Here is an 18,497-nt window from a genome sequence, read left to right on the forward strand (position 1 = left end):
CCGCCTTCTCCGCCCCCTCAGCCACAGCCCGAGCCAGCGAATACACCGTCCCCGTCTGGCTGTAATACACAATCGCAACATTCACAGATGCCATGTCGGCTTCCTTTCCTAGTGGTTCTTCGCCGGTGCCGGTCACGATGTCTTCGTCGCGCAGATCGTGACCCGGGTGATGATGGCGTCCGAGGGGACGTCGGCAGGGTCCTTGGCGATCACCTCGGTGACCTCGAACCCGTTCTCCTCAAGCCAGCTTTCGTACGTCGACACCTTCTGCGCACCGCCCTTTCCGAGGGCGCTGCCGAGTATGAAGGTCGGGAAGAAGTCGGCCTGATAGTCGCCGGTCTCCTTGATGTCCTCGGGATAGACCGGAACCAGCAGGATGATCTTCCCGCCGACTTCCAGGGCCCTGTTGGCGCCCTCGAAGATCTTGAACACCTCGTCCTTGTCGAACATGTCCAGGAAATGCTTGATCATGACTACGTCGAATCCCTTGGGAATGTCCTCGATGACATTCCCGCCGATGAACGAGCAGCGGTCTTCCATTCCCTGGGCCTTGAAGTTGCGCAGGCACTCTTCCTCGAACTGGGGCCGATCGAAGGTCGTCACGTGAAGACCCGGTGACGCCTTCAGCTGATGGGCCATGATCGCTCCGAGGCCGTTGCCGCCGAGCACGTCGAGCACGCGAGCGCCGACCGGTATGTCGATGGTCCGGAAGTACCAGGGATAGACGCTGGCCGTCTCGATCTGTGCCAACCGCAGCCAGGCGTCGCGCAGTTCCCCCACCTCGGCCAGCGCGCCGAACAGGTTGCCCTTGAACCCGAAGAGCTTGTCCAGGCCGACGACGGTGCTGGTCTGCACGCTCTCGGTGAGATGGAACATCTGCCTGATGATGACGATCTTCACCATGTTCATGAAAGCGAGCACCCGCTGGAGGTCGGTGTCGGCGATGTCGGCGAGCGCATCGAGGCGGTAGCCGCCAGTGCCCTCGTCGTGCGCGACGAACTGCTCCTTGACCAGCAGATGCAGCAGCTGCTCCACGGCATCGGGCCGGGCGCCGACGTCCTCGCCGATCTCGGCCGCGGTCGAGCCGGGGTTCTCCCGCAGCCTGTCGACGATGCCGAGTTCGAAGCAGGACAGCAGGTTCATGAATCGCGTCGGGCCCACCATGTACTCGCGGAATCGGGCGAGCGTGGCTTCAGGTGTCATTGCCGTTCCCTTCGAATCGGTCTGCTGCGCAATGAGGAGCACTCGCCCGTGGTGTGGAGGCCTTTGCGGATCCGGTTGACGTCGGTTCGGCAGGGGGAGCGAAGCCGTGGCAATTCCACTGGCGAACAGGAAAGTTGTGGTGGCAGTCCTCCCACGGGAGTATCGCGCACAGCGCTTGAAAGGGGCTTGAGATGTGCTCAAGGGGCCTTCTTGGAAGGGCGCCTCCACCCGGCCTCGAGCCACAGTCGAGACGGTCCAGCAATTCTCGAACCGCGCCCCGTGCGACCAGAAGCGGAAGGCGTCTTGTCGGATGAGCCCGGCTGCGTACCGTCCGGGGCACCTCTTGTTCGTGCGTGGTCGTGATCCGTCCGGGCCCACGGGGCGGTTGTTTTCGAGCCGCGATGCGCAGTGCGAAGGGGAGAGGTGTGGGAATGTCTGTTGATTTTGCGGACCGGACGAGGCACCAGGTGCTTGTGGCAGCACCTGCCGGAGTGGTCTACGCCCTGCTCGCCGACGCGGAGAAATGGCCGTTGTTCCTCTCCTCGAAAATACACGTGGAGCGTTTGGAGTTCGACGGCGAACGGGACCGGCTGCGGACGTGGTCCCTCATGGACGGCCGGCTGACCTCCTGGACCGTGTGGCGGCGTCTGGATCCGGTCGAGCGACGCGTCGAGTTCCATCAGGAACTGCCGCTCTGCCCACCGGATTTCATGGCCGGGACCATGAGCATGCGTGACGCGGGGCCGGGTGACACCGAGCTGCTGCTGGAGTATCACCTCGGTGCCGGCCAGGACCGGTCCGACGCCGTGGCGTGGCACGAGCAGTTCGCCGACGAGAGCAGCCACATCCAGCTCGCGGACCTGAAGGGATGCGCCGAGCGGTGGAGGCACCTGGACGAACTGGTGCTGTCCTTCGAGGAATCGATACGTGTCAACGGCCCGCCGGAGCTGGTCTACGACTTCCTGTACCGGGCCGACGCCTGGCCCGAGTCCGTGCCGGACATCGCCCGCGTCGATCTCACCGAGGACTCGCCCGGCGTGCAGCGCATGGCCATGGAGACGCTGACCGAGCGCGGTCCGCAGACCACCGGCTCGATCCGGATCTGTTTCCCGCACGCGGGTCGCATCATCCACAAACAGACCGCGCTGCCCGCCCTGTTGGCGGCACACGTCGGTGAATGGTCCGTCGTTCCGGACGAGACCGGGGTCACCGTCGTCGCACAGCACAGCGTCGTGCTCCGCGACGAGGGCATCCCCGCCGTTCTGAGTGACCGCGCGGACCTCGCGCAGGCCCGCCGGAATGTGCGTGAGACGCTCGGCCGGCGCAGCAGGGCCCTGCTCGGCCGGGCCAAAGAGCATGCGGAGAGCGCCGTGCGCATGCTGCACCCCGCACCGGTCCACGGAGCCTGACCTGCTCGCCCGGCCGGTTCGCCGCCGGCTCTCTCTATTGTGACCTACGTCACATGGAGGTTCTCTTGGTGTGCAGGTGCCGCCCGTGTCACTATTTCAGCACGCCACCCCTGCTCAAAATTGCTTCGGTGTGGCGGGTTGAAACGCCCTCGGGTCCGTGTCGCTCTGACACGGGCCCTTTTGTCGTTCAACCCCCTGCGCGCTGTGGCGCTTTGCGTATCCGCTTGGCTGGCGGAGCCTCGGCCGAGCCCGCCGCAAGCCGGTTCGGCGTCACCGCGACCGCCACCGCGCGCCACGAGCCACCGCTGGACGGGAGCGACCTCGCGAATGCGTTCCCTCGAGGCTGTGCGCAGTTCCGCACGTGCAGAAGGCAGAGTCTAGAGAAGGTAGACCCCAGATATGCCAAGGCTATGCAAGCCTGCGATGAATGCGCCAGAACACGTCATCACGATGGACGAGACTCTGGAGTTCGCCGAAAGGGTCCATGCCGGAAAGCCACAGCTTCCCCTGGCCCTGCGGCTGATTCGGAACACCGGAGTGCAGAAGCGGCATATCGTTCAGCCCATCGAGGAGACGCTTCGCCACCCGGGCCTGACGGAACGAAACCGGATCTACGAGTACGAATCGAAGAAGCGGTGCCCCGAGGTCATCGAGCAGGCCCTGCAGAACGCGGAAGTGGCGGCTCGTGACATCGACGCGATCATCTATGTGTCGTGCACCGGGTTCCTCATGCCGTCGCTGACCGCATGGCTGATCAACAAGGTCGGATTCCGGCCCGACACCCGGCAGATACCCATCGCGCAGCTCGGGTGTGCCGCGGGCGGCGCGGCGATCAACCGGGCCCACGACTTCTGCGTGGCGCACCCCGGCAGCAATGTGCTGATCGTCTCCTGCGAGCTGTGCTCGCTGTGCTACCAGCCCGATGCCGACGACATCGGTTCCCTGCTGTCCGACGGCCTGTTCGGTGACGCGGTCGCGGCCGCCGTCGTGCGCGGCAACGGCGGATTCGGCATCGAGCTGGAGCGCAACGCCTCCTACCTCATCCCGAACACCGAGGACTGGATCTCCTACGCAGTGAAGGACACCGGCTTCCACTTCCAGCTCGACCGTCGCGTGCCCGGAACGATGGAGCCCCTGGCACCGGTACTGCGCGAGTTCGCGAAGGATCACAGCTGGGATGTCGGAAAGCTCGACTTCTACATCGTGCACGCCGGCGGCCCGCGGATCCTGGACGATCTCGCCAAGTTCCTGGACGTCGACCGCAGTGTCTTCCGGCACAGCTGGGCGACCTTGAACGAGTACGGCAACATCGCCAGCGCCGTCGTGCTCGAAGCGGCCCGCAGGCTGTTCGAAGAGGACGCGCCCGCCCCTGAGACCACCGGCCTGATCGCGGGATTCGGTCCCGGGATCACTGCTGAGATGGCACTCGGCCGGTGGAGCGTCGACGCACCGGTCGACGTTCTCTGACGAGCACCGGATGCGCCGGTCCCTCCCCTGAGCGAGTTTCCGCGCGGACAAAGGAAGCGAATCCCATGACTGGCCTCATCGTTCCGCCCGGCCAGGGGCGAAAGATCACCACCAGGGCACAGGAAGTCACCTTCAAGGCCACCGAGGCACAAGGATCCTCCGTATCGATCTTCGAGGTGGTCGTGCCGCCCGGCTTCGACGTCGGGGCACATGTGCACAGCGATGCGCAGGAGTTCTTCTACGTACTGGAGGGGGAGCTGCAGCTCCTGGCATTCGAACCGACTCGGCGTACGGAAGAGAACTGGCACGACTGGGAATCTCCCGACGGAGACCGCGTCGTCAGGGCGACCGAGGGAGCCTGCATGTTCGTCCCCCCGGGCACCCCGCACGCCTTCCGCAACGCCTCGGACGAACCGGCACGCATGCTCTTCCAGTGTCTCCCCTCGCCCGTCCACGAGCGCTACTTCGAGGAGATCGCAAAGATCTGGGCGGCCGGCACGTCGGTGGATCCCGCGGCAGTGGAGGACATGCGACGGCGCTATGACGTCGATCAACTCACGCCGCTGCGCTACGACCCTCCCACCCTGCTCGATCCTCCGTCGGCAACAGAGCGTGGAGCACAACAGAGATGACCACCACCATGGACAACATTCCCCTGGTTCACGCGAGTCTCGGTAAGCAGGAACTGGCAGCCGTCGCCGAGGTCTTTGCCTCCGGCTGGCCGTCCGGACAGGGGCCGCAGGGCAAGGCCCTGGAGGCTCAGCTGAAGCAGCGGTACGGGGCCGGTGACGCGGTAGCGGTCAGCAACTGCGGAGCCGCGCTGCACCTCGCGATGCTCGCGTTCCGCGTCAAGCCCGGAGACGAGGTGATCGTCGCCGATTACACGTTCCCGGCACCCGCCCATGCGGTGCGCTACGTCGGTGCGACCCCGGTCTTCGCCGACGTCCGCACGGACACCGGCACCGTGGACCCGCAGGCGGTGGCCGATCTCGTCGGCCCCCGCACCGTGGGCATCATCGCCGTCGACACCGTCGGCCTGCCCGCGGACTACACGGAGCTGCAGGCGATCGCGGACCGCCACGGGTTGTTCCTGGTCGAAGATGCCGCCTGCGCGGTCGGTGCGACGTACCAGGGGCGCGAAGCGGGCGCGCTCGCCGAGGTGGCCTGTCTGTCCTTCCACGGGCGCAAGGGAGCCACCAGCGGCGAGGGCGGGGCCCTGATCGTCACCGACCCGGCCATCGGGGCGGACGCCCGGCAGCGGTCGTCCTTCGGGATCGGCAGCATCTACGACCAGGCGCAGGTCATCGGGCTGCCGATCCCACGCTTCACCGAGATCGGCTACAACTTCAAGCTGTCCGACATCGCCGCCGCGATCCTGAGGGTGCAGATCGACCGGATCGGCGAGCTGCTCGAACGCCGACGCGCCGTCGCCGCACAGTACGCCGAGCTCTTCGCCGACGAAGAGCTCCTCGCGGTGCCGCACGTGCCGTTGGACCGCACGCACGCCTGGCAGTCCTATCTGGTGACGCTGGATCCGACCGTGGACCGTGCGGGGGTCGCCACCGACCTGCGCGCCCAGGGAATCGGCTGCTTGCACGGCACGTGGGCGAGTCATCTCCAGCCCGCCTTCGAGGCGCGGCAGAAGTGCCCGGTCTCGGCGGATCTCTTCCAGCGCAATCTCGGCATACCCATGCACGCGGAGCTCACCGAGAACCAGGTCGAACGCGTCGTGGCAGCAGTGCGCACCGCGCTGCGGGCCAACTCGGCGCACACAAGGGTCCTGGGAGGGGCAGCATGACGAACAACCAGCCGTCACCGGACGGCATTCTGCGGCTCATCAACGGCTATTGGGCCACCGGCATCGTCAGCGCGTCGGCGACCCACTCCGTCTTCACCCACCTCGAGAACGGAGCGGACACCGCCGCCGATGTGGCGATCCGGGCGGGGATCTCCGAGCGGGGTGCCCAGACGCTCCTCGACGGATTGGTCAGCGTGGGCCTGGTCGGCCTGCGGGACGGCAGGTACCGCAACACCGCCGAGGCGTCCGCCTACCTGGTCGAGGGCACGCCCGCTTCGCTGAGCAGTTTCGCCAAGCTCAAGCTGACGCACATGAACGCTCTGGCGGACCTGCCCGAAGTGGTGCGCACCGGCGGCCCGGTGAAACAGGTGGCGACCGAGGTCGCCGACAACCCGCACTGGGCTGAGGTCGTCCCTGCCATCGCCGCGCAGTCGGTTCCGGCCGCGACCATCGCCGCCGATGTGCTGCGGCTTCCCGAGGCCGGCGCGATCTCGATCCTCGACGTGGGCGGTGGCTCGGGCATCTACTCCGCAGTGTGGCTGGAGGCCAATCCTGACGCCCGCTCGACCCAGCTCGACTGGGAGCCGATCAACGCGATCGCCCGCCGGCTGCTGGAGGAGCGGGGCGTGGCCGACCGGTTCACCTGCATCGACGGCGACTTCCACACCACCGATTTCGGCACCGGGCAGTACGACGTCGCCCTGTACTCCCACATCGCCCATCAGGAGGGGCCCGAGGGCAACGTGGAGGTCTTCACCCGGCTCCGCAAGGCCCTCAAGCCCGGCGGAGCCCTCGTGGTCTGCGACTACGTGGTGGACGACGACCGCAGTGGCCCGGCCTTCCCGCTGCTCTTCGCCTCGGAGATGCTGCTTAAGAGCAAGCAGGGAGGCACCTGGCGGCGGGCCGATTACCACGACTGGCTCATCAAGGCCGGCTTCGAAGACGTCTCGTTCCATTCCGCGCCGCCCGCCACCTTGGTCGTCGCCCGCCAGCGGCGGCGCCCTGTCCTGTAAGGAGAACGCTCGTGAACATCGCGTTGTGGATCATCGCGGCGGTGCTGGGCACGGCCTGCCTGGCCGGTGGTGTCCTGAAGCTGAGCCGGCCCACGGAGAAACTGGCCGCCGCCGGCCTCGCCTGGGCCGAAGACCTCGGCACCGGCCCCGTCAAGAGCCTCGGTGTCCTCGAAGTACTGGTGGGGGTGGGGCTGATCCTGCCCGCGGCGCTCGACATCGCCCCGGTTCTGGTACCGCTGGCCGCGGTCGGCCTGATGCTCCTGATGGGCGGCGCGGCCGTCCTGCACATACGCCGCCACGAGCCCCAGGCGATTGTGGTCAGCACGGTCCTGCTCGTCGTGGCGGGTGTCGTGGTGTGGGGACGCTTCGGTCCCTACGCGTTCTGAACCGCCCTGTCGAACAAGGGCTTCATCCTCGATTCCGAACCGCCCGGCGTCGCGCTCGCGCACGCCGGGCGGTCCCGTGTGACGCACCGGCCGAGCCGATCACAGCCCGCATGAACAGCGAACACCGTGAAGGAGACAGTCCGATGAAGGGCTCCACGGCCTACCACTTGATACGCAAACGCGGACTTCACATCGGCCTCCTGCCGGCCATGGCCGCGGCGGTGAACCCGTCCACACCGATCACGTTCGACCATGATCTGGATGTCTTCCCCGAGCTGGGACGACGCCTGACGGTGGCTCAGTACGCCGAGTGCGTGGACGAACTGGCGGCCCGCCTGTGGGCGGCCGGTGTCCGGCCCGACGAGCGAGTCGTGCTCTACAAGACCGCCAACGCGGACCACTGGATGCTCGCCGCCGCGGTCTCCCGCATCGGCGCGGTCGTCGTGAACCTGTCGCCGGCCCTGGATGCCGCGACCGTCGCCGCCCTGATCGAGCGGGTCGACCGGCCGACCCTGCTCACCGACGGGGCCAAGCTCGAGGTCCTCGCCGACGTGCCGCTCGCCGCGATCACCCGGCGGGTCATCACCTCGTCCGGCGACCGGCCCGGGGCCGTCGCGCTCGCCGGACTCGCCGATGCGCCACGGGTCGAGCCGCTGGTCCGGCCGATCGACGAGGCCGCCGTGATCACGCACACGTCGGGCACCACCGGGATTCCCAAACTCGTCGTGCACACACCGCGCACGCAGGGCATGCGCCTCATCCCGCAGTGGCGACTCCTTGCCCTGATGCGGAAGAAGGAGACCGTCGCGATCCACGTGCCCTTCGTGCACTCGCGGATGGTCGCCGCGATGTCCCTGGCGCTCCTCAAGGAATTCCCGGTCCTGCTCATGCGGGAGTCCGACCTCGGCGTGGTGGCCGAACAGTTCCGCCGGCACCAGCCGGGATTCATCGAGGCGCTGCCCAATTCGCTCATGGAGTGGGAAGAGCTCACCGAGGGTCCGGGCAATCCGTTCAGGTCGGTCAAGATCTTCAGCAGTACGTTCGACGCGATCCACCCCGGGACGATGAGCAAGCTGCTCAAGGCGTCCGAGCGGCGTGGGGCCCTGTTCTTCCAGATCTATGGGCAGAGCGAGGTCGGACCGGCCGTCGGACGCGCCTACTTCCGTCGCTCCGCCCACAAGGCGAACGGGCGTTGTGTCGGCTGGGCGATGCCCATGGGCGCCGCGAAGGTCCGTGTGGTGAGCCGGGACGGTCAGCCCCCGTCCGCGAAGAACCCCGGCTTCATCGAGGTCGCCTGGGACGGTCTGGCGAAGACCTACTTCGCCGAGCAGGACCGCTACGACAGCAACCGGAACGGCGCATGGTGGCGCACCGGCGACGTCGGCTACCGCACCAGGCTCGGCTGCCTGCACATGCTCGACAGAGAGGTCGACATGATCCCCGGGGTGCGCAGCTCCCTGGAGATCGAGGATGTCGTCCTCGGCAAGCTGACAGAGCTCAGCGAGCTGGTGGTGGTCCAGGGCCCCAACTCCGAGCCGATTCCGGTGATCTGCACCGTCGACGACGAGCCGCTCGACCGTGCCCGCTGGCGCGCTGCCGTCGCCGATTTCCCACAGCTCGCCGACCCGATCCAGATCCCACAGGCCGAACTGCCGCGGACGGCCACGCTGAAGGTACAGCGCAACGCGCTGACCGACCGGTTCAAGAAACAGCTCGGTGACCCGGCCCACGCCGTGCGGTCACCGTCCGACCAGCCCTGACACGGCACGCCTGTGCTCTCGTTCCCCCCACGTCCCGGCTGCGCACCACTCCACCACGTTCGACGACCTCACCCGAAGGGGACCACCGCAATGACGTCAGACGCCATACTCGCCCGGTTTCGTGAATTCATGGTGGGGCCCTCGCGTTTCATGACCCTGCTGTCCGTGTTCGAGCTCGGCATCGTCGACAGGCTCCGCGACACCCCGGGCCTGACCGCGGCCGATCTCGGCAAGGCGGTCGGCGCCAAGCCGGATGCAGTGGAACAACTCCTGTTCCTGCTGGTCAAGGAGGGATTTGTCGCCTACGACGAGGGATTCGGCGGTTACTCGCTCGACCAGCTCGCGGACGTCGCCGAGAGCGATCTCAAGCGGGCGCTCGCCTACATGAACCTGATCAAGGTCACGGCGCTCCGCCAGCTGTTCTACCTCACCGAGAGCGTGCGGAGCGGCACAGTCGTCGGTCTCAAGGAGCTCTACGGGGCCGAGGGCACCTTGTACGACGCTGTGGCCGAACACCCGGACCTGAACGACTCCTGGCTCACGCTGATGAACACGGTCACCGCCAACATCGACCCCTGGTTCTTCGCCAACGTCGATGTCCCCTCCGGCGCCCGGGTGCTCGACGTCGCCGGCAACACGGGGCTCGGGGCGATACACACTTATCAGCACAAGGCCTCTCCCGGGCTGCGGGTGACCACCTTCGACCTGCCGGAGAAGGAGAGCGAGGCCCTGGAGAACTTCCGGGCCCACGGTCTTTCCGAACATCTCTCCTTCGTCGGCGGCAATGTCTTCGACGAGATACCCAAGGGGTTCGACGTCGTCCTGATCAAGCACTTCCTGGACATGTTCGACAAGGACGACGTGGGCCGGATCCTCGACGGCGTCAACAAGTCCCTCGAGGTCGGGGGAGAGGTGCACATCCTGGTGCCGGTGTACCCCGAGGACATCAAGGAGACCGACAACTACAACGTCGATTTCTTCCCGGCCTTCTTCATCGGTGCCGCCATGGGACAGGGCGGGCCGCAGAAGCTGTCGACCTATCAGAGCTGGCTGGAGGAGAGCGGGTTCAAGGTGACCAAGGCGATGACCAAGGACTCCGGCGAGATTCCGCCGGATGTCATTCCCGTCCAGGCCATCCTGTCAGCGACAAAGCTCGCCTGACCGGCCGCGTCCGGCTCCTTCATGCGGGGGCCGCCGTGTGACACAGCGGCCCTCCGCGCCGCCCCGATCCGTTGCCACGTGCCCACCCACCACCGTCCTGGAGAGCCATGCCCCGCCGTCTGTTCACCTCGGAGTCCGTGACCGAAGGCCACCCCGACAAGATCGCCGACCAGATCAGCGACACGATTCTCGACGCGCTGCTGACGCGGGACCCCACCTCGCGCGTCGCGGTCGAAACCCTCATCACCACCGGTCAGGTGCATGTCGCCGGCGAGGTGACGACCGCGGCGTACGCCGATATCGCCACGCTGGTACGGGAAAAGATCGTCGACATCGGCTACGACGCATCGGCCAAGGGCTTCGACGGTGCCTCCTGCGGCGTCTCGGTGTCCATCGGCGCACAGTCACCGGACATCGCGCAGGGCGTGGACACGGCGTACGAGAAGCGCGTCGAGGGCGACGACGACGAGCTCGACGAGCAGGGTGCGGGCGACCAGGGCCTGATGTTCGGCTACGCATGCGACGAGACACCGACGTTGATGCCGCTGCCGATCGAGGTGGCCCACCGGCTCTCGCGCCGCCTGACCGAGGTCCGCAAGAACGGCACGGTGCCCTACCTGCGGCCCGACGGCAAGACCCAGGTCACCATCGAGTACTTGGGCAGCCGCCCGGTCCGCCTGGACACGGTCGTGGTCTCCTCGCAGCACGCGTCGGACATCGACCTGGATTCGCTGCTCACCCCTGACATCCGGGAGCACGTCGTCGAGCATGTGCTGGGGCAGCTCGCCGACGAGGGCATCAAGCTGGAGACCGACAACTACCGCCTGCTGGTCAACCCGACCGGCCGCTTCGAGATCGGCGGCCCGATGGGCGACGCGGGGCTGACCGGCCGCAAGATAATCATCGACACGTACGGCGGCCACGCCAGGCACGGCGGTGGCGCCTTCTCCGGCAAGGACCCGTCCAAGGTCGACCGCTCGGCGGCCTACGCGATGCGGTGGGTCGCCAAGAACGTCGTCGCGGCGGGACTGGCGGGACGCTGCGAGGTCCAGGTCGCGTACGCGATCGGCAAGGCCGAGCCGGTCGGCCTCTTCGTCGAGACCTTCGGCACCAACACCGTCGCCGTGGACAAGATCACGGAGGCCGTCGGAGCCGTCTTCGACCTGCGTCCGGCCGCGATCATCCGCGACCTCGACCTGCTCCGCCCGATCTACTCCCAGACGGCCGCCTACGGCCACTTCGGCCGCGAGTTGCCGGACTTCACCTGGGAGCGCACCGACCGCGCCGAGGCACTGCGCACCGCAGTGGACGCGGGCTGACGGCGCGGCGCCGCGGGGATACCTCGGCGCCCGAACAGTGGGGAGCGGCAGGTCACCCCCCGGCCTGCCGTTTCCCGCCCTTCGCCTGCGGCTGTGCCGCCGGCGACCGAGACCGCCCCGAACGTCCCCGAGGTCCAAGGAGTACTCCCGTGCGTCTCGCCGTGACTGGATCGATAGCGACCGACCACCTGATGGTGTTTCCCGGGCGCTTCGCCGAGCAGCTGATCGAGGAGCATCTGGACCGGGTCTCCCTGTCCTTCCTCGCCGACCGGCTCGACGTGCGCCGAGGCGGCGTCGCCGCCAACATCGCCTTCGGCCTCGGCCGACTGGGCCTGGACCCGCTGCTCGTCGGCGCGGCGGGCCTGGACTTCGCCGAATACGGCAGCTGGCTTCGGGCGAACGGTGTCGACACGTCGGAGGTGCGGGTCAGCGAGACCCTGCACACCGCACGCTTTGTGTGCACCACCGACATGGACCAGAACCAGATCGCCACCTTCTACACCGGTGCCATGGCCGAGGCCCCGCTGATCGATCTGGCCGCGATCGCCGCTCGGGTCAAGGATCCCGCGCTCGTCCTGGTCGGAGCCGACGACCCCGACGCCATGCTGCGGCACACCGCCGCGGCCCACAGCGTCGGCATCCCCGTCGCGGCCGACCCCTCCCAGCAGCTGGCCAGGCTCGACCGTGAACAGGCCCGTCAACTCGTCGGCGGCGCACGATGGTTGTTCACCAACGAGTACGAATCGGCGCTCCTCCAGGAACGCACCGGCTGGAGCGAGAACGATCTCCTCGACAGAGTCGGCACCTGGATCACCACGCTGGCCGGGGACGGAGTGTCCCTGGCCGGGCGAGGCGCGCCCCGGCTGGTGGTCCCGGCCGTGGCCACCGAGAGCGTCGCCGACCCGACGGGGGCCGGTGACGCCTTCCGGGCCGGGTTCCTCGCGGGTGTGGCTTGGCAGTGGCCGCAGGAGCGGGCCGCCCAACTCGGCTGCGCGATGGCCACCACCGTTCTGGAGTCGGTCGGCACGCAGGAGTACAAGTTGCTCGCGTCCGACCTGATCGCCCGCATCGGCCAGACGTACGGCGACGACGCCGCCCGTGCCATCGAACCGCGGCTTGCGGGTGTGTCATGAGTGCGGTCCAGGGCGAGCGCTGCACCGCCCTGCGCGAAGCTCTCGCCACGCGTGTGGTGGTGGCCGACGGTGCGATGGGCACCATGCTGCAGGCGCAGGACCCCACGCTCGAGGATTTCCAGAACCTTGAGGGGTGCAACGAGATCCTCAATCTGACCCGTCCCGACATGGTGCGTTCGGTGCACGAGGCGTATTACGCGGTCGGTGTGGACTGTGTGGAGACGAATACCTTCGGTGCGAACCACGCGGCGCTGGGCGAGTACGACAGCGCCGAGCGGGTGTACGAGCTGTCGGAGTCGGGCGCGCGGGTGGCACGTGAGGTGGCGGACGAGTTCACCGCGTCGACGGGGCAGCAGCGCTGGGTGCTGGGTTCGATGGGTCCGGGTACGAAGCTGCCGACGTTGGGGCATGCCCCGTACACGACGTTGCGGGACGCCTATCAGCAGAACGCCGAGGGCCTGATCGCCGGTGGCGCGGACGCGCTGCTGGTGGAGACGACACAGGACCTGCTGCAGACGAAGGCGGCCCTGCTGGGGGCTCGTCGCGCCCTGGACGCGCTGGGCACCAACCAGCCGTTGATCTGTTCGGTGACGGTGGAGACGACCGGCACGATGCTGCTGGGTTCGGAGATCGGTGCGGCGTTGACCGCGCTGGAGCCGCTGGGCATCGACATGATCGGCCTGAACTGTGCGACGGGCCCGGTGGAGATGAGCGAGCACCTGCGCTACCTCTCCCGGTACTCCCGCATCCCGATCTCGGCGATGCCGAACGCGGGCCTGCCGGTGCTGACCAAGGACGGTGCGCACTATCCGCTGTCGGCGCCGGAGCTGGCGGACGCACAGGAGACGTTCGTGCGCGACTACGGGCTCTCCCTGGTGGGCGGCTGCTGCGGCACCACGCCCGAGCATCTGCGCCAGGTCGTGGAGCGGGTGCGGGGCATGCAGCCCACCGAGCGCGCCCCGCGTCCGGAGCCGGGGGCCGCCTCGCTGTATCAGACGGTGCCGTTCCGTCAGGACACGGCGTATATGGCGATCGGTGAGCGGACGAACGCGAACGGGTCGAAGAAGTTCCGTGAGGCGATGCTGGAGGGTCGCTGGGACGACTGTGTGGAGATGGCCCGGGACCAGATCCGCGAGGGCGCGCACATGCTGGATCTGTGCGTGGACTACGTGGGCCGGGACGGCGTGGCGGACATGGAGGAGCTGGCGGGCCGGTTCGCGACCGCGTCGACGCTGCCGATCGTGCTGGACTCGACCGAGGTGGACGTGATCCGGGCCGGGCTGGAGAAGCTGGGCGGCCGGGCGGTCATCAACTCGGTGAACTACGAGGACGGGGACGGTCCGGAGTCGCGGTTCGCGAAGGTCACGCGGCTGGCGCGGGAGCATGGTGCGGCGCTGATCGCGTTGACCATCGACGAGGAGGGCCAGGCCCGCACGGTCGAGCACAAGGTGGCCATCGCCGAGCGGCTGATCGAGGATTTGACGGCGAACTGGGGGATCTTGGAGTCGGACATCCTGATCGACTGTCTGACCTTCACGATCTGCACCGGCCAGGAGGAGTCCCGGGGCGACGGCATCGCCACCATCGAGGCGATCCGGGAGCTGAAGAAGCGTCACCCGGCGGTGCAGGCCACGCTGGGCCTGTCGAACATCTCCTTCGGTCTGAACCCGGCCGCCCGCATCGTGCTCAACTCCGTGTTCCTGGACGAGTGTGTGAAGGCCGGCCTGGATTCGGCGATCGTGCACGCGTCCAAGATCCTGCCGATCGCCCGGTTCGACGAGGAGCAGGTCACCACCGCCCTCGATTTGATCTATGACCGGCGGGCGGAGGGTTATGACCCGCTGCAGAAGCTGATGGCGCTGTTCGAGGGGGCCACCGCGAAGTCGTTGAACGCGGCCAAGGCCGAGGAACTGGCGGCGCTGCCGCTGGAGGAGCGGCTGCGGCGGCGCATCATCGACGGGGAGAGGAACGGCCTGGAGGCGGACCTGGACGAGGCGTTGCAGTCCCGGCCGGCGCTGGACATCGTCAACGACACGCTGCTGGAGGGCATGAAGGTCGTCGGCGAGCTGTTCGGCTCCGGCCAGATGCAGCTGCCGTTCGTCCTCCAGTCCGCCGAGGTCATGAAGAACGCGGTCGCCTACCTGGAGCCGCACATGGAGAAGTCCGACGCGGAGGGCAAGGGCACCATCGTGCTGGCCACGGTGCGTGGTGACGTTCATGACATAGGCAAGAACCTGGTCGACATCATCCTGTCGAACAATGGCTACAACGTGGTCAATCTGGGGATCAAGCAGCCGGTGTCGGCGATCCTGGAGGCGGCCGAGGAGCACAAGGCCGATGTGATCGGGATGTCGGGGCTGCTGGTCAAGTCGACGGTGATCATGAAGGAGAACCTGGAGGAGCTCAACCAGCGCAAGCTGGCGGCCGACTTCCCGGTGATCCTCGGCGGCGCGGCGCTGACCCGGGCCTATGTCGAGCAGGACCTCCACGAGATCTACGAGGGCGAAGTCCGCTACGCCCGCGACGCGTTCGAGGGCCTGCGGCTGATGGACGCGCTGATCGCGGTTAAGCGGGGCGTGCCCGGCGCTACCCTCCCCGAACTCAAGCAACGCCGCGCTTCACAGAGGGAATTGGTCCTCGACGAGCCGCAGGACGTCGGCCGTTCCGACGTGGCCCTCGACAACCCGGTCCCCGAACCGCCGTTCTGGGGCACCCGCGTCATCAAGGGCATCCAGCTCAAGGAGTACGCGTCCTGGCTCGACGAGGGCGCCCTCTTCAAGGGCCAGTGGGGCCTGAAGGGCGACACGATCGAGAGTGAGGGCCGGCCGCGGCTGCGCATGTGGCTGGACCGGCTGCGTACCGAGAACCTGCTCGAAGCCGCCGTGGTGCACGGCTACTTCCCGTGCGTGTCCAAAGGCGACGACCTGATCATCCTGGACGACGAGGGCAACGAGCGGACCCGGTTCACGTTCCCGCGCCAGCGCCGTGGCCGCCGTCTGTGCCTGGCAGACTTCTTCCGTCCGGAGGAGTCCAGGGAGACCGACGTGGTCGGCCTCCAGGTCGTCACTGTCGGCTCGAAGATCGGCGAGGCCGCGGCCGAGCTGTTCGCCTCCGACTCCTACCGCGACTACCTCGAACTGCACGGCGTGTCCGTGCAGTTGACCGAGGCCCTCGCCGAGTACTGGCACGCCCGCGTCCGGACCGAACTCCGCATCGACGGCAGCGATCCGTCGGCCGTGGAAGGCATGTTCCGCACCGAGTACCAGGGCTGCCGCTACTCCCTGGGATACCCCGCCTGCCCCGACCTGCAGGACCGCGCCAAGATCGCGCAGCTCCTGGAGCCCGAGCGGATCGGCGTCCAGCTCTCCGAGGAGTTCCAGCTCCACCCCGAGCAGTCCACCGACGCCATCGTCGTCCACCACCCCGAGGCGTCCTACTTCAACGCGGGAGGCCGTTCGTGACGATGTTCTCCTTCGAGTTCTTCCCGCCCAAGACCGCAAAGGGCGAAAAGATCCTGTGGCAGGGGATCCGCCGCGTTGAAGCCCTCCGACCGGACTTCGTGTCCGTCACCTACGGGGCGGGTGGATCCTCACGGGAAAAGACAGTTGCGGTCACCCGGCGCATCGCGGCGGAGACGACGCTGCGCCCCGTCGCACATCTGACCGCGGTCGGCCACTCGATGGCCGAGCTGCGGCACATCATCGGCCAGTACGCCGACGCGGGCATCCGTGACGTTCTGGCGTTGCGCGGGGATCCACCGGGTGATCCGAGAGGACTGTGGACGGCCCATCCGCAAGGCTTCCGGTACGCGTATGAACTCGTCGAACTGCTGTGCTCGCTGGGCGACTTCAGGATCGGGGTCGCGGCATTTCCCGAGCGCCATCCGCGCTCGCCCGACTGGGACAGCGACATCCGGCACTTCGTCGACAAGTGCCGGGCGGGCGCCGACTACGCCATCACCCAGATGTTCTTCCAGGTGGAGGACTATCTGCGGCTGCGCGACCGGGTGGCCGCCGCGGGTTGTGACACCCCGATCATCCCGGAGATCATGCCGGCCACCGATGTGCGTCAGATCAGCCGCTTCGCCGAGCTGAGCGGCGCCGCGTTTCCCGCGGACCTGGCACACCGACTGGACGCTGCGCGCGACAACCCCGCGGACGGTCATCGCATCGGCGTCGACCATGCCACCGTCATGGCCGAGCGACTCCTCGCCGAAGGAGCCCCCGGCCTGCACTACATCACGCTCAACCGTTCGACGGCGGCGCTTGAGATCCACCACAACGTACTGAACTCAAGGAGTGCACAGCATGCCCTCGCAGACCACCGGTGACCTTACGGATTTCAAGGTCGCTGACCTGTCCCTCGCCGAGTTCGGCCGCAAGGAGATCACTCTCGCCGAGCACGAGATGCCCGGTCTGATGGCGATCCGCAAGGAGTACGCCACCGCGCAGCCGCTCGCCGGCGCACGTGTCACCGGCTCCCTGCACATGACGGTCCAGACGGCCGTCCTCATCGAGACCCTGGTCGCTCTGGGCGCCGAGGTCCGCTGGGTCTCCTGCAACATCTTCTCCACCCAGGACCACGCGGCCGCCGCGATCGCCGCCGCCGGGATCCCGGTCTTCGCCTGGAAGGGCGAGACCCTGGAGGAGTACTGGTGGTGCACGGAACAGGCCCTGACCTGGCCCGGTCAGAGCGGCCCGAACATGATCCTGGACGACGGCGGTGACGCGACGCTCCTCGTCCACCTCGGCGTCGAGCTGCAGAAGACGGGCAAGCTGCCCGAGGCCACGAACGAGGAACTGGCTGTCGTCCGCGCCCTGCTGGAGAACAGCAAGCTCGACTGGACCCAGTTGGCCTCGGAGATCCGTGGTGTGACGGAGGAGACCACGACGGGTGTCCACCGCCTGTACGAGATGCAGCGCGGCGGCTCCCTGCTGTTCCCGGCGATCAACGTCAACGACGCGGTGACGAAGTCGAAGTTCGACAACAAGTACGGCTGCCGCCACTCGCTGTTGGACGGCATCAACCGCGCCACGGACGTCCTCATCGGCGGTAAGACGGCGGTCGTCTGCGGTTACGGCGACGTCGGCAAGGGCTGTGCGGAGTCGCTGCGCGGCCAGGGTGCCCGCGTGATCATCACGGAGATCGACCCGATCTGCGCGCTGCAGGCGGCGATGGACGGTTTCCAGGTCACGACGCTGGACGAGGTCGTCGACAAGGCGGACATCTTCGTCACGACGACCGGCAACAAGGACATCATCATGGCCTCGGACATGGCCAAGATGAAGCACCAGGCGATCGTCGGGAACATCGGCCACTTCGACAACGAGATCGACATGGCTGGCCTCGCGAAGATCGACGGCATCGTCAAGGACGAGGTCAAGCCGCAGGTCCACACCTGGACCTTCCCGGACGGCAAGAAGATCATCGTGCTGTCCGAGGGCCGCCTGCTGAACCTGGGCAACGCGACCGGTCACCCGTCGTTCGTGATGTCCAACAGCTTCGCGGACCAGACGCTGGCGCAGATCGAGCTGTTCACCAAGCAGTCCGAGTACCCGACCGACGTGTACGTCCTGCCCAAGCACCTGGACGAGAAGGTCGCCCGGCTGCACCTGGACTCGCTCGGCGTGAAGCTCACGACGCTGCGCCCGGAGCAGGCGTCGTACATCGGTGTCGAGGTCGAAGGCCCGTACAAGCCGGACCACTACCGCTACTGACACGGAAGGGACCCGGTCCGACGCGTGCCAGAAGCCGGCCGACCGACTGACGCCTGGAGGAAGAATGGCCGGAACGACTCAACTGGCGGAACTGTACGCGGGCATCGAAGAGTCGGCCGGATTTGAACGGT

At 67.4% G+C, this 18,497-nt stretch carries 14 protein-coding genes; 13 read left to right on the forward strand and 1 reads right to left on the reverse strand.

The window, feature by feature from the left end; all coding sequences use genetic code 11:
* Positions 1-132: 132 nt before the first annotated feature.
* Positions 133-1,245 (reverse strand): methyltransferase, encoded by a 1,113-nt coding sequence (locus ACIHCX_RS33435; RefSeq protein ID WP_400036274.1) that lies wholly within the window; start codon positions 1,243-1,245, stop codon positions 133-135.
* A gap of 431 nt (positions 1,246-1,676) precedes the next feature.
* On the opposite strand from ACIHCX_RS33435, the gene ACIHCX_RS33440 reads away from it, so the two are divergent.
* The 13 genes from ACIHCX_RS33440 to ahcY all read left to right on the forward strand — a co-directional run bounded on the left by ACIHCX_RS33440 (position 1,677) and on the right by ahcY (position 18,366).
* Positions 1,677-2,612: an aromatase/cyclase gene (locus ACIHCX_RS33440; RefSeq protein ID WP_400036276.1), complete on the forward strand. Its 936-nt coding sequence runs from the start codon at positions 1,677-1,679 to the stop codon at positions 2,610-2,612.
* Between the two features lie 450 nt (positions 2,613-3,062).
* Positions 3,063-4,079 (forward strand): type III polyketide synthase, encoded by a 1,017-nt coding sequence (locus ACIHCX_RS33445; protein WP_400036278.1) that lies wholly within the window; start codon positions 3,063-3,065, stop codon positions 4,077-4,079.
* A gap of 65 nt (positions 4,080-4,144) precedes the next feature.
* Positions 4,145-4,711, forward strand: coding sequence for a cupin domain-containing protein (locus ACIHCX_RS33450; protein WP_400036280.1), 567 nt, complete (start codon positions 4,145-4,147; stop codon positions 4,709-4,711).
* A gap of 8 nt (positions 4,712-4,719) precedes the next feature.
* Complete coding sequence (locus ACIHCX_RS33455; RefSeq protein WP_400036535.1) at positions 4,720-5,877, forward strand: DegT/DnrJ/EryC1/StrS family aminotransferase; 1,158 nt, start codon at positions 4,720-4,722, stop codon at positions 5,875-5,877.
* The gene (locus tag ACIHCX_RS33460) at positions 5,874-6,890 is read left to right on the forward strand and encodes a class I SAM-dependent methyltransferase (RefSeq protein ID WP_400036282.1); all 1,017 of its coding nucleotides are present in this window, start codon (positions 5,874-5,876) and stop codon (positions 6,888-6,890) included. The genes ACIHCX_RS33455 and ACIHCX_RS33460 overlap by 4 nt, the downstream gene beginning before the upstream one ends.
* Positions 6,891-6,901: 11 nt before the next feature.
* Positions 6,902-7,276 carry a DoxX family protein gene (locus tag ACIHCX_RS33465; protein ID WP_400036284.1) on the forward strand — a complete coding sequence of 125 codons (375 nt, stop codon included), beginning with the start codon at positions 6,902-6,904 and terminating at the stop codon, positions 7,274-7,276.
* Positions 7,277-7,419: 143 nt separating this feature from the next.
* Positions 7,420-9,036 carry a class I adenylate-forming enzyme family protein gene (locus ACIHCX_RS33470; protein WP_400036286.1) on the forward strand — a complete coding sequence of 539 codons (1,617 nt, stop codon included), beginning with the start codon at positions 7,420-7,422 and terminating at the stop codon, positions 9,034-9,036.
* Positions 9,037-9,126: 90 nt separating this feature from the next.
* Positions 9,127-10,197 (forward strand): methyltransferase, encoded by a 1,071-nt coding sequence (locus ACIHCX_RS33475; protein ID WP_400036288.1) that lies wholly within the window; start codon positions 9,127-9,129, stop codon positions 10,195-10,197.
* 107 nt (positions 10,198-10,304) lie between these two features.
* Positions 10,305-11,516, forward strand: a complete 1,212-nt coding sequence (gene metK, locus ACIHCX_RS33480; RefSeq protein ID WP_400036291.1) for a methionine adenosyltransferase — start codon at positions 10,305-10,307, stop codon at positions 11,514-11,516.
* A gap of 149 nt (positions 11,517-11,665) precedes the next feature.
* Positions 11,666-12,649 (forward strand): carbohydrate kinase family protein, encoded by a 984-nt coding sequence (locus ACIHCX_RS33485; protein ID WP_400036293.1) that lies wholly within the window; start codon positions 11,666-11,668, stop codon positions 12,647-12,649.
* Complete coding sequence (metH, locus tag ACIHCX_RS33490) at positions 12,646-16,110, forward strand: methionine synthase (RefSeq protein ID WP_400036295.1); 3,465 nt, start codon at positions 12,646-12,648, stop codon at positions 16,108-16,110. Before ACIHCX_RS33485 ends, metH begins: the two co-directional genes overlap by 4 nt.
* Positions 16,111-16,112: 2 nt before the next feature.
* Positions 16,113-16,979: a methylenetetrahydrofolate reductase [NAD(P)H] gene (gene metF / locus ACIHCX_RS33495; protein WP_400036537.1), complete on the forward strand. Its 867-nt coding sequence runs from the start codon at positions 16,113-16,115 to the stop codon at positions 16,977-16,979.
* Positions 16,957-18,366, forward strand: coding sequence for an adenosylhomocysteinase (ahcY, locus tag ACIHCX_RS33500; protein ID WP_400036297.1), 1,410 nt, complete (start codon positions 16,957-16,959; stop codon positions 18,364-18,366). Before metF ends, ahcY begins: the two co-directional genes overlap by 23 nt.
* The last annotated feature ends 131 nt before the right edge of the window (positions 18,367-18,497 follow it).

It is taken from the genome of Streptomyces sp. NPDC052043, assembly GCF_044548235.1.
Lineage (GTDB): Bacteria > Actinomycetota > Actinomycetes > Streptomycetales > Streptomycetaceae > Streptomyces.

Coding starts and splice junctions, on each gene's coding strand:
- ACIHCX_RS33445 (WP_400036278.1), top strand. CDS start 3,063: ATGGACGAGACTCTGGAGTTCGCCGAAAGGGTCCATGCCGGAAAGCCA.
- ACIHCX_RS33450 (WP_400036280.1), top strand. CDS start 4,145: ATGACTGGCCTCATCGTTCCGCCCGGCCAGGGGCGAAAGATCACCACC.
- ACIHCX_RS33455 (WP_400036535.1), top strand. CDS start 4,720: ATGGACAACATTCCCCTGGTTCACGCGAGTCTCGGTAAGCAGGAACTG.
- ACIHCX_RS33460 (WP_400036282.1), top strand. CDS start 5,874: ATGACGAACAACCAGCCGTCACCGGACGGCATTCTGCGGCTCATCAAC.
- ACIHCX_RS33470 (WP_400036286.1), top strand. CDS start 7,420: ATGAAGGGCTCCACGGCCTACCACTTGATACGCAAACGCGGACTTCAC.
- ACIHCX_RS33475 (WP_400036288.1), top strand. CDS start 9,127: ATGACGTCAGACGCCATACTCGCCCGGTTTCGTGAATTCATGGTGGGG.
- metK (WP_400036291.1), top strand. CDS start 10,305: ATGCCCCGCCGTCTGTTCACCTCGGAGTCCGTGACCGAAGGCCACCCC.
- metH (WP_400036295.1), top strand. CDS start 12,646: ATGAGTGCGGTCCAGGGCGAGCGCTGCACCGCCCTGCGCGAAGCTCTC.
- metF (WP_400036537.1), top strand. CDS start 16,113: ATGTTCTCCTTCGAGTTCTTCCCGCCCAAGACCGCAAAGGGCGAAAAG.
- ahcY (WP_400036297.1), top strand. CDS start 16,957: ATGCCCTCGCAGACCACCGGTGACCTTACGGATTTCAAGGTCGCTGAC.